The organism is Nonomuraea sp. NPDC001684 (assembly GCF_053596515.1).
Window position 1 is genome coordinate 1 of sequence record NZ_JBSFGJ010000348.1, and the last position, 9,882, is coordinate 9,882.

The following is a 9,882-nucleotide window of genomic DNA, read 5'->3' on the forward strand; positions in this document are numbered from 1 at the left end:
GCCCACCGCCTGTCCGCCACCGTGGACGCCAAGGACGCCGACTCCGCCCAGTGGACGATCGAGGAGCGCGTCCGCGCCCGCGCCGACATGGGCGCCGTCTGCCGCCTGGCCAAGGAGGCCGTCGACATCCTGGCCACCGCCAGCGGCGGCTCCTCCATCTACAGCGACGTGCCCATCCAGCGCATCGCCCGCGACGTGCACGCCGTCAACCAGCACGCCCTCATGCACCCCAACACCAACGCCGAGCTGTACGGGCGGATTCTGTGCGGCCTCGAACCCGACACCCTCTACATCTGAAGGAGATCGCCATGACCACCGTGTCCGCCCCCGACCAGACCCTCGCCGTCGCCGCCCTGCCGCAGCAGATCATCGCCGCCTGGGCCGCCCACGACGCCGAGGCGTTCGCCGCCGTCTTCACCGAGGACGGCTCGATGATCCTGCCCGGCGTGTACCGCAAGGGCCAGGCCGAGATCCGCGCCTTCATGACCCACGCCTTCGCCGGGCCGTACCAGGGCACCCAGGTCACCGGGCAGCCCATCGACCTGCGTTTCCTGGCGGAGGACGTCTGCCTGCTGACCACCGAGGGCGGCGTGCTGGCGGCCGGCGAGAGCGAGGTCGCCCCCGAGCGCGCGGTCCGCGCCTCCTGGCTGGCCGTCCGCCGCGACGGGCAGTGGAAGCTGGCCGCCTACCAGAACAGCCCGCGTGACTGAGATGGCCGCTCACGTCGCACAGCGCGCGGTGGTGCTCGGTGGAGGCATGGCGGGGCTGCTGGCCGCGCGCGTGCTCGCCGAGCACTGCGCCGAGGTCCTGCTGGTGGACCGGGACACGCTGACCGGCGCGGCGGGCCCGCGCCGGGGCGTGCCGCACGGCTGCCACGCCCATGCCCTGCTGGCCCGCGGCCAGCAGATCCTGGACGAGCTGTTCCCTGGCCTCACCCAGCAGATGATCGACGACGGGGTGCCCGCCGGAGACCTGGCCACCAGCCTGCGCTGGTACTTCAACGGCCGCCGGCTGCGCCCGGCCCCCACCGGCCTGATCAGCGTCTCGGCCACCAGGCCCGTCCTGGAGGAGCAGGTCAGGAACCGCGTCTCGGCCCTGCCCAACGTGCGCTTCCTGGAGCGCACCGACATCCTCGGGCCGACCGCGACCCCGGCCCGCGACCGGGTCACCGGCGTCCGCGTCCGCGGGACGGACGGCGTCGAGGAGCACCTGGCCTGCGACCTGCTGGTGGACGCGACGGGCCGCGGCTCGCGCACCCCCGCCTGGCTCCAGGAGCTCGGCTTCCCCCGGCCGGACGAGGACCGCGTCAAGATCGGCCTGGCCTACACCACCCGCCACTTCCGCCTGCGCCGCGACCCGTACGGCGAGGACCTGTCGATCAACCCCGTCGCCTCGCCGGCGAACCCGCGCGGCGCGTTCTTCCCCAAGCTGCCCGGCGACATGAGCATGCTCTCCCTCACCGGCATCCTGGGCGACCACCCGCCGGCCGACCTGGAGGGCTTCCTCGCCTTCGCCAAGTCCCTGCCCGTGCCCGACGTCTACGACGCCGTCCGCGACGCCGAGCCGCTCGACGAGGGCGTCACCTTCACCTTCCCGGCCAGCGTGCGGCGCCGCTACGAGCGTCTGCCCGCCTTCCCTGACGGCCTGCTGGTGCTGGGCGACGGCGTGTGCAGCTTCAACCCCGTCTACGGGCAGGGCATGACCGTCGCCGCCATGGAGGCGATGATCCTGCGCGAGCACCTCCAGGCGGGCGCGGTACCGCCCTGGCGGGCCTTCTTCCGGGACATCTCGCGGGTCATCGACGTCCCGTGGGACATCTCCGCCGGCGCCGACCTCGCCTTCCCCGGGGTGGAGGGGCGGCGTACCGCCAAGGTGCGCATCGGCAACGCCTACATGGCGCGCCTGCACGCAGCGGCGGCCCGCGTGGTGATCAGGGTGGGCCTCAGCCCACGAGTTCGGTGGTGGCCCGCGCGCGCAGCCAGGCGGCCGCGCCGGTGAGCGCCGGCTGGGGCGCGACGATCAGCGTGGTGGCGATCGCCTCCAGGTATCCGGGCATGTCGGGGTTGCCGACGAACCGGGCACGGAAGCCGCTGGTCCGCACCCGTTCCACGATACGGGGCAGCACTCCGCCGCCCAGGTAGACCCCACCCCTGGCGCCCAGGGTGAGCGCCACGTTCCCGGCGAAGCTGCCCAGCATCTCGCAGAACACCTCGACGGTCTCCGCGCAGAGCGAGTCGTCGAGCCGGGCCACGATGTCGGAGGCGTTCAGGTCGGGCGCGGTCACGCCGTTGACCTTGGCCAGCGCCCGGTGCAGGCGTACCAGGCCGGGGCCGGACAGCAGGTGCTCGGCCACGACGTGCGGCAGCCCCTCGGCCTGCAGCACCCGGACGATCTCCAGCTCGCGCCGGTCGATCACCGGCACCGTGACGTGCCCGCCCTCGCCCGGGACGGGCGTCCAGCCCCGGTCCGTGGGCACGAGCCCGCCGACGCCGAGCCCGGTCCCCGGGCCCAGCACGGCCTTGACGCCGTGGGAGGGCTCGGGGCCGCCCAGGGACACCAGGTCGGGGCCCTCCAGGTGGGGCAGCGACACGGCCAGGGCCTCGAAGTCGTTGAGCAGCACCGCGTACGGGATGCCCAGGTCGCGTACGGACCCGGCCCACGCCGAGTTCGTCAGCCGGTAGCGGTCGCCGTCGATCGGCCCGGCCAGCGCCAGGCACGCCGCGCCCGGCCGCGCCCCGCCCGCGTGCTCGGCGAGATAGGCGTCGACGGCGTCGGGCAGCGTGGGGTAGGCGGAGCCGGCCAGCACCGCGACGTTCGACGGCCGGGCCTGCGGCGAGGTGACCAGCCCGAACCGGGCGTTGGTCCCCCCGATGTCGGCGACCAGCCAGGGAAGGTCAAAGGCACTCATCCCACACCTCCGATGCTCACGCCTCCGATGCCCACGACGACGGTGCCGAGATCGCACGCCGTCGTCACCGGAAGGATGCCACGGACGCTCACCGGCCCAGCCCGGCGGCCCGCGTGCCCACGGGCGCGCCGCTCTCCAGGTGCGAGGCGCCCGCCTCGGCGGGGAAGCCCAGCCCGGGGCCGTGGTGCGGCGACTCGGCGCCGCTCACCCCGAAGATCCCGGCGCCCTGCTCGGCGTGCCCGGCCATGCGGCGGAACGTGGCGAACAGCTCGCGTCCCGTGCCGACCCACTCCGCGTCGCTCAGCGGCCGGCCCTCGGGCGTGCGCCGGGCCAGCTCCTCGGCGGGCACCAGCAGCTCCAGCGTCCCGGCGGCCGAGTCGAGCCTGATCACGTCGCCCTCGCGGACGATCGCGATCGGCCCGCCGTCGGCGGCCTCGGGCGACAGGTGGATGGCCGCGGGCACCTTGCCCGACGCGCCCGACATGCGGCCGTCGGTGACGATCGCCACCCGCTGCCCGCGGTCGAGCAGCACCGCCATCGGCGGCGTGAGCTTGTGCAGCTCGGGCATGCCGTTGGCGCTGGGGCCCTGGTAGCGGATGACGGCCACGAAGTCCTGCCCGTCCAGCTCGCCGGCCTCGAAGGCGCGCAGCAGGTCGAGCTGGTCGTCGAACACCTTGGCCGGGGCCTCGATCACCAGGTGCTCCGGCTTGACCGCCGACACCTTGCTGACGGCCCGGCCGAGGTTGCCCTCGACCATGTGGATGCCGCCGTCGGCCGAGAACGGCTCGGCGACCGGGCGCAGCACGTCGCGGTCCTTGCTGCCGCCCGTGACCGGCTCCCAGACCAGCTCGCCGTCCACCAGCGAGGGCGCCTCGCGGTAGCGGTCGAGGCCGGGGCCGGCGACGGTCAGCACGTCGCCGTGGAGCAGGCCCTCGTCCAGCAGGTCGCCGATGAGCACCTGCATGCCGCCGGCGTCGCGGAAGTGGTTCACGTCCGCCTGGCCGTTGGGGTAGATCTTGGTCAGCGACGGCACGACGCGCGACAGGCAGGCCAGGTCGTCCCAGGTCAGCACGATGCCCGCGGCGGCGGCCATGGCGACCAGGTGCAGCGTGTGGTTGGTGGAGCCGCCGGTGGCCAGCAGCGCCACGCAGGCGTTCACGATCGACTTCTCGTCCACCAGCTCGCCGATCGGCGTGTACTCCGGGCCGTGGGCGGTGATCTCCACCGCGCGGCGGCCGGCCGCCGCGGTCAGGGCGTGCCGCAGCTCGGTGTGCGGGTTGACGAACGTCGAGCCGGGCAGGTGCAGGCCCATGACCTCCATCAGCGCCTGGTTGGAGTTGGCGGTGCCGTAGAAGGTGCAGGTGCCGGGGGAGTGGTAGGACTCGGCCTCGGCGTCCAGCAGCTCCGCCCGTCCGACCTTGCCCTCGGCGAAGAGCTGGCGGGTGCGCGCCTTGACCTTGTTCGGCAGGCCGGAGGTCATCGGCCCGGCCGGCACGAAGATCGCCGGCAGGTGCCCGAAGTGCAGCGCCCCGATGAACAGGCCCGGCACGATCTTGTCGCAGACGCCCAGCAGCAGCGACGAGTCGAACATGTCGTGCGACAGCGCGATGGCGGCCGCCATGGCGATCACGTCGCGGCTGTAGAGGGACAGCTCCATGCCGGCGCGGCCCTGCGTGATGCCGTCGCACATCGCGGGCACGCCGCCGGCGACCTGCGCCACGCCGCCCGCCCTGCGCACCGCCGCCTTCAGCTCGGGCGGGTAGGTCTCGTACGGCTGGTGAGCGGAGAGCATGTCGTTGTAGCTGGTCACGATCGCCACGCCGGGCTTGGCAGCGCTCCCGGCACCGCGCAAGATCAGCTTGTCCTCGTCGGAGGCGGCGGCGAAGCCGTGCGCCAGGTTCGCGCAGCCCAGGTGGGCGCGCGCCGGGCCCTTGGCCCGCGCCGCCTCGCCGTCGCGCCGGATCCGCGCCAGGTAGGCGGTACGGCTGGCCGCGCTGCGCTCGGCGATCCGATCGGTGATCTCCTGGATGACGGAATTCACAGGTCTTCCTCCTCGTGCCAGGCGCGACCGCTGCGGCCGAGCAGTTCGTGGGCCCCGGCGGGGCCGGTGGTTCCTGCGGGGTAGGGCTCGGGCAGGTCGGCGGAGGACTCCCAGGCCGCCAGGATCGGATCGATCCAGCGCCAGGCCGCCTCCACCTCGTCACGCCGCATGAACAGCGTCGGGTTGCCCGCCAGCACGTCGGTCAGCAGCCGCTCGTAGGCCTCCGGCACCCGCGCGGTGAACGTCTTGCCGAAGCTGAGCGACAGCGGCACCGGCTTCAGCGTCACCTCGCCCGCGCCCGGCTCCTTGGCCATGATGTGCAGCTCGATGCCCTCCTCGGGCTGCAGCCGCAGCACCAGGCGGTTCGGCGTGCCGCCGGGGAAGATGGAGTGCGGCACGTCCTTGAACTGCACCACGATCTCCGACCGCCGGTACGGCATGCGCTTGCCGGTCCGCAGGTAGAACGGCACCCCCGCCCAGCGCCAGTTCTTGATCTCGGCCCGGATCGCGGTGAAGGTCTCCACCCGCCGCGAGGCCTCGGTCGTCGGCGTGGAGGCGGGCTCGTCCAGGTAGGACGGCATGCCGCCGGCCTCGGTGTACTGGCCGCGCACGGTGAACCGGTCCACCTCGGTCCCCACGATCGGCCGCAGCGACTGCAGCACCTTGACCTTCTCGTCCCGGATGGACTCGCGGTCGTTGCGCGACGGCGGCTCCATCGCGGTCAGCGTGAGCAGCTGGAGCAGGTGGTTCTGCACCATGTCGCGCAGCGCGCCCGCGTGGTCGTAGTAGCCGCGCCGTCCCGGCGTGCCGACGGTCTCGGCGGCGGTGATCTGGACGTGGTCGATCCACAACGAGTTCCAGATCGGCTCCAGGAAGGCGTTGGCGAAGCGCAGCACCAGCAGGTTCTGCACCGTCTCCTTGCCCAGGTAGTGGTCGATGCGGAAGATCTGGCGCTCGTCGAAGATGGCGCCGACCTCGTCGTTGATCCGCTGGGCGCTGGGCAGGTCGCGGCCGAGCGGCTTCTCCAGCACCACCCGCGACAGCGGGGTGACCAGGCCGGCCTCCTCCAGCTCGCGGCAGAAGGGGCCGAACGTCATCGGCGGGCTGGCCAGGTAGAACACCCGGTCGCGCTGCTCGTGACCGGCCAGCAGCCTGGTCAGCGCGCCCCAGCCCGACTTGTCCTCGCCGCCGACGTCCACCGAGACGTGGTGCAGGCGGCCCAGGAAGCGCTGCCAGACGGCGGGGTCGTCCACGGGGACCTGGTCGCGTACCTCGGCGTCCACCTTGCCGCGGAAGTCGGCGTCGGTCAGCCCGCCCCGGGACATGGCGATGACGCGGGTCTCGGGGGACAGCCGGCCGTCCCTGTCGCTGTGGTAGAGCGCCGGGATCAGCTTGCGCATGGACAGGTCGCCGGTGCCGCCGAAGACGACGAGATCGGCGGTATGGGCGGGGCTGGCGGTCGAGAGGGGGGACAAGGCGAAGCTCCGTTGATCTACCAAGCAAGGACAGAACGGACACTAACGAGAGTTTGGGTCGTGCACAAGCAGGGTTTTGGCATCTGAGATGAAAAAGTCTTCACTTTTCATTACCGAAGCCCATGTGATTCACTGGGCCGATGCCTCGACGTACCGCCGCGACCCTCGCCACGAGTGGCGAGGTGCTCCGCCTCATCCGCACGGGTGAGGCCGTCACGCGCGCCGACCTCGGCCGGGTGACCGGTCTGTCGCGCCCGGCGGTGCAACTGCGCGTCGGCGAGCTGCTCGAGCGCGGCCTGGTCGTCGAGCGCACCGACGCCCCCTCGACCGGCGGGCGGCCGCCGGTCCGGCTGGAGTTCAACGCCGGGGGCGGCGTCGTCCTGGTCGCCGCGCTGGGCGCGAGCCGCACCCGGGTCGCGGTCTGCGACCTGGCCGGGCGCGAGCTGGCCGGCCGCGACTTCTTCATCGACGTCGAGCAGGGCCCCGACGTCGTGCTCCCGCTGCTCATGGACACCTGGGACGAGCTGCTCGGTGACCGCCCCGGCTCCTGCGTCAGGGGCGTCGGCATGGGCGTGCCCGCCACCGTCGAGTTCGCCCAGGGCCGCACCGAGAGCGCCCGGGTGATGGCCTCCTGGACCGGCGTGGTCATCCCGCCGATCATCCGCGAGCGGTTCCCCGTGCCGGTGCTCGTCGACAACGACGTCAACGTGCTGGCCATCGGCGAGCACCGCGGCGCCTACCCCGACCTCGGCGACCTGATGTTCGTGAAGGTCTCCACCCGCATCGGCGCGGGCGTGATCGCCGGCGGCGAGATCCTGCGCGGCGCGCTCGGCGCGGCCGGCGAGATCGGTCACATCCCCGTGCTCGACGGCGGCGGCGTGTTGTGCCGCTGCGGCAACACCGACTGCGTCGACTCCGTCGCCAGCGGCACCGCGCTGCTGCGCGACCTGCGCGAGGCGGGCAAGGACGTCGGCACCATCGCCGACGTGACCGCGCTGGTGCGCGCGGGCGACGCCGAGACGATGGCCATCGTGCGCACGGCCGGCCGCCGCATCGGCGAGGTGCTGGCCGGGGCGGTCAACATCCTCAACCCCTCGGTCGTGGTGCTCGGCGGCGACATGGCCGAGGCGTTCGGCCCGCTGGTGTCGAGCATCCGCGAGGTCGTCTACCGCCGCTCCACCGCCCTGGCCACCCGGCGGCTGCGCATCGAGCCGAGCCGGCTCGGCGCGGGCGCGGGCATCAGCGGCTGCGCGGTGATGGTGCTCGACCACGTGCTCTCGCCCGAGGCGGTCGACGAGACGATGACGGTCTCGACGCTGCGCCGCGAGCGCGGCCTGGCCGGCGCCGGCTAGAGGTCCCAGCGAGGTTCGGGGCTCTCCCGCACCACGCCGTCCGCGCCGAAGATCAGGTGGCGGTCCAGGTCGTCGGCGAACCAGCGGTCGTGCGTGACCGCCAGCACCGTTCCCGCGAAGCCGTTGAGGCCCTCCTGCAACGCCTGGGCGCTGGCCAGGTCGAGATTGTCGGTCGGCTCGTCGAGCAGCAGCAGCGTCGCCCCCGACAGCTCCAGCAGCAGGATCTGCAGCCGCGCCTGCTGGCCGCCGGACAACGTCTCGAACCGCTGCCCGCCGGCCGGCGCCAGCTCGTAGCGGGCCAGCGCGGCCATGGCGTCGTTCCTGGTCAGCGCGAACGTCTCCGTCACCAGCTCGCCGATGGGCCGTCCGTGCAGGTCGGGCCGCAGGTGGGTCTGCGCGAAATGGCCGGGGACGACGCGGGCGCCCAGCCGGGCCACGCCGGTGTGCGCGACGGGCTCGCCGGCCAGCAGGCGCAGGAAGTGGCTCTTGCCGGTGCCGTTCAGGCCGAGCACGCCGACCCGCTCGCCGTAGGCCACCTCGGCCGAGAACGGCCGCACCAGCCCGGTCAGCTCCAGGTTCTCGCACGTCACGGCCCGCTTCCCGGTGCGCCCGCCGCGCAGCCGCATCCGTACGTTCTGCTCCTTCGGCGGCCGGTTAGGCGGCCCCGCCCGCTCGAAGCGCTCCAGCCGGGACACCGCCGACCGGTAGGCCCCCGCCAGCGCGTCGTTGTTCGCCGACCGCTGCCGCAGCACGTGCACCAGCCGGCGCAGCCGGGCCCGCTCGTCCTCCCAGCGCCGCCGCCGCTCCTCCAGGCGCTCGCCGCGCCGCCTGCGGGCCTCGGCGTACCCGGCGAAGCCGCCGCCGTGCACCCACACCTCGCGGCCCTCGACGGTGACGATCCGATCGGCCGCCTCGGCCAGCAGCCGCCGGTCGTGCGAGACCAGCAGCACGGTCTTGGCCGAGCTCCTGATCGCCCGCTCCAGCCACTGCTTGGCCGGCACGTCGAGGTAGTTGTCCGGCTCGTCGAGCAGCAGGATCTCGTCGGGGCCGCGCAGCAGCGCCGCCAGCATCAGCCGCTTCTGCTCGCCGCCGGACAGCGTGGCCAGGCTCCGGCCGGCGACCTGCTCGTACGGCAGCCCGAGCGCCTCGGTCGCGCACGCGTCCCACACCACCTCCAGCTCGTAGCCGCCCGCGTCGGCGTAGTCGGCGACGGCCTGGGCGTAGGCGAGCTGCCGGGGCTCGTCGTCGCGCAGCCCGATCGCCGTCTCGGCGCGGGCCAGCTCGGCGGCGGCCGCCCGGACCCGCGCGGGCGCGACGCCCAGCAGCAGGTCGCGCACGCTGCCGGTGCCGAGGAACTGCCGCATCACCCCGACGCCGCCGCCGGTGGTGACGCGCCCGTCGTCGGGCCGCAGGTCGCCCGCGATCAGCCGGAGCAGCGTCGTCTTGCCCGCGCCGTTGGGGCCGACCAGCGCCGCCTTGGCGCCGTCGCCCACCTTGAACGACGCCTCCAGCAGCAGCGGACGCCCGTCCGGCAGCAGGTACGTCAAGCCGCTCACCTCGATATGACCCATGTTCCATTACTAGACCATCGATCCGGTTCGCGTACACCGTATTATCCGTCGGGTGGACAACGTTTGGGTTCGCCCCCGCAAGGACGCCAAGCCGAGGCTGACGCTCGACCGGATCGTCACCGAGGCCGTCGCGCTGCTCGACGAGGAGGGCGTGGCCGGGCTGACCATGCGCCGCCTGGCCGAACGCCTCGACACGGGCTCGACCACCCTCTACTGGCACGTCCGGACCAAGGAGGACGTCCTGGACCTGGCGCTGGACGCCGTCTTCGGCGAGGTGCCGCTCCCCGGCGGGCACGACGACTGGCAGGCCGCCGCGCGCGACCTGATGGACGGCTGGCGCGCCGCCCTGCTGCGCCACTCCTGGTCGGCCACCATCCTCGACCGCCCGCTCATGGGCCCCCACGCCCTGGAGCGCACCGAGTTCCTCTACCGCACCCTGTCCGGGGCCGGCCTGGACGGCCCGCAGGCCGCCTACAGCCTGTCCAACTACGTCATGGGCTCGGTCATCATGCAGGTCACCTGGCAGCGCCGCGAC

At 73.4% G+C, this 9,882-nt stretch carries 8 protein-coding genes and 1 pseudogene; 5 read left to right on the forward strand and 4 right to left on the reverse strand.

The genetic code is table 11. From position 1 onward, the window contains the following. The 3 genes and pseudogenes from ACWCSD_RS38985 to ACWCSD_RS38995 form a co-directional block, all read left to right on the forward strand. Window positions 1-297: pseudogene (locus tag ACWCSD_RS38985) on the forward strand (acyl-CoA dehydrogenase); the annotation flags it as partial. Between the two features lie 11 nt (window positions 298-308). Continuing rightward, window positions 309-710 carry an SgcJ/EcaC family oxidoreductase gene (locus ACWCSD_RS38990; RefSeq protein WP_358295174.1) on the forward strand — a complete coding sequence of 134 codons (402 nt, stop codon included), beginning with the start codon at window positions 309-311 and terminating at the stop codon, window positions 708-710. A 1-nt stretch (window position 711) separates the two neighbouring features. Then, window positions 712-1,998 carry an FAD-dependent oxidoreductase gene (locus ACWCSD_RS38995; protein ID WP_449922454.1) on the forward strand — a complete coding sequence of 429 codons (1,287 nt, stop codon included), beginning with the start codon at window positions 712-714 and terminating at the stop codon, window positions 1,996-1,998. On the opposite strand, the gene glk is transcribed toward ACWCSD_RS38995, so the two are convergent. The 3 genes from glk to zwf all read right to left on the reverse strand — a co-directional run bounded on the left by glk (window position 1,943) and on the right by zwf (window position 6,349). Further along, window positions 1,943-2,908, reverse strand: coding sequence for a glucokinase (gene glk / locus ACWCSD_RS39000; RefSeq protein ID WP_358292894.1), 966 nt, complete (start codon window positions 2,906-2,908; stop codon window positions 1,943-1,945). The two genes, ACWCSD_RS38995 and glk, sit on opposite strands and share 56 nt — an antisense overlap. An 88-nt stretch (window positions 2,909-2,996) precedes the next feature. Then, window positions 2,997-4,949: a phosphogluconate dehydratase gene (gene edd / locus ACWCSD_RS39005; protein WP_397164365.1), complete on the reverse strand. Its 1,953-nt coding sequence runs from the start codon at window positions 4,947-4,949 to the stop codon at window positions 2,997-2,999. Then, window positions 4,946-6,349 (reverse strand): glucose-6-phosphate dehydrogenase, encoded by a 1,404-nt coding sequence (gene zwf, locus ACWCSD_RS39010; protein WP_387645503.1) that lies wholly within the window; start codon window positions 6,347-6,349, stop codon window positions 4,946-4,948. The genes edd and zwf overlap by 4 nt, the downstream gene beginning before the upstream one ends. A gap of 215 nt (window positions 6,350-6,564) precedes the next feature. Here zwf and ACWCSD_RS39015 point away from each other — a divergent pair, with 215 nt between their 5' ends. Next, window positions 6,565-7,776 (forward strand): ROK family transcriptional regulator, encoded by a 1,212-nt coding sequence (locus ACWCSD_RS39015; protein WP_397164367.1) that lies wholly within the window; start codon window positions 6,565-6,567, stop codon window positions 7,774-7,776. On the opposite strand, the gene ACWCSD_RS39020 is transcribed toward ACWCSD_RS39015, so the two are convergent. After that, the gene (locus ACWCSD_RS39020; RefSeq protein ID WP_449922450.1) at window positions 7,773-9,347 is read right to left on the reverse strand and encodes an ATP-binding cassette domain-containing protein; all 1,575 of its coding nucleotides are present in this window, start codon (window positions 9,345-9,347) and stop codon (window positions 7,773-7,775) included. The genes ACWCSD_RS39015 and ACWCSD_RS39020 overlap by 4 nt on opposite strands. A gap of 52 nt (window positions 9,348-9,399) precedes the next feature. Between ACWCSD_RS39020 and ACWCSD_RS39025 the strand changes: the two genes are divergently transcribed. Further along, window positions 9,400-9,882 (forward strand): TetR/AcrR family transcriptional regulator C-terminal domain-containing protein (locus tag ACWCSD_RS39025; RefSeq protein ID WP_449922452.1); only part of this gene is annotated, 483 nt, incomplete at its 3' end.

Bases quoted from the DNA above. Each gene is read 5' to 3' on its own strand.
- ACWCSD_RS38995 (WP_449922454.1), top strand. From the start codon at position 712: ATGGCCGCTCACGTCGCACAGCGCGCGGTGGTGCTCGGTGGAGGCATG.
- ACWCSD_RS38990 (WP_358295174.1), top strand. From the start codon at position 309: ATGACCACCGTGTCCGCCCCCGACCAGACCCTCGCCGTCGCCGCCCTG.
- ACWCSD_RS39015 (WP_397164367.1), top strand. From the start codon at position 6,565: ATGCCTCGACGTACCGCCGCGACCCTCGCCACGAGTGGCGAGGTGCTC.
- glk (WP_358292894.1), bottom strand. From the start codon at position 2,908: ATGAGTGCCTTTGACCTTCCCTGGCTGGTCGCCGACATCGGGGGGACC.
- zwf (WP_387645503.1), bottom strand. From the start codon at position 6,349: ATGCGCAAGCTGATCCCGGCGCTCTACCACAGCGACAGGGACGGCCGG.
- ACWCSD_RS39020 (WP_449922450.1), bottom strand. From the start codon at position 9,347: ATGGGTCATATCGAGGTGAGCGGCTTGACGTACCTGCTGCCGGACGGG.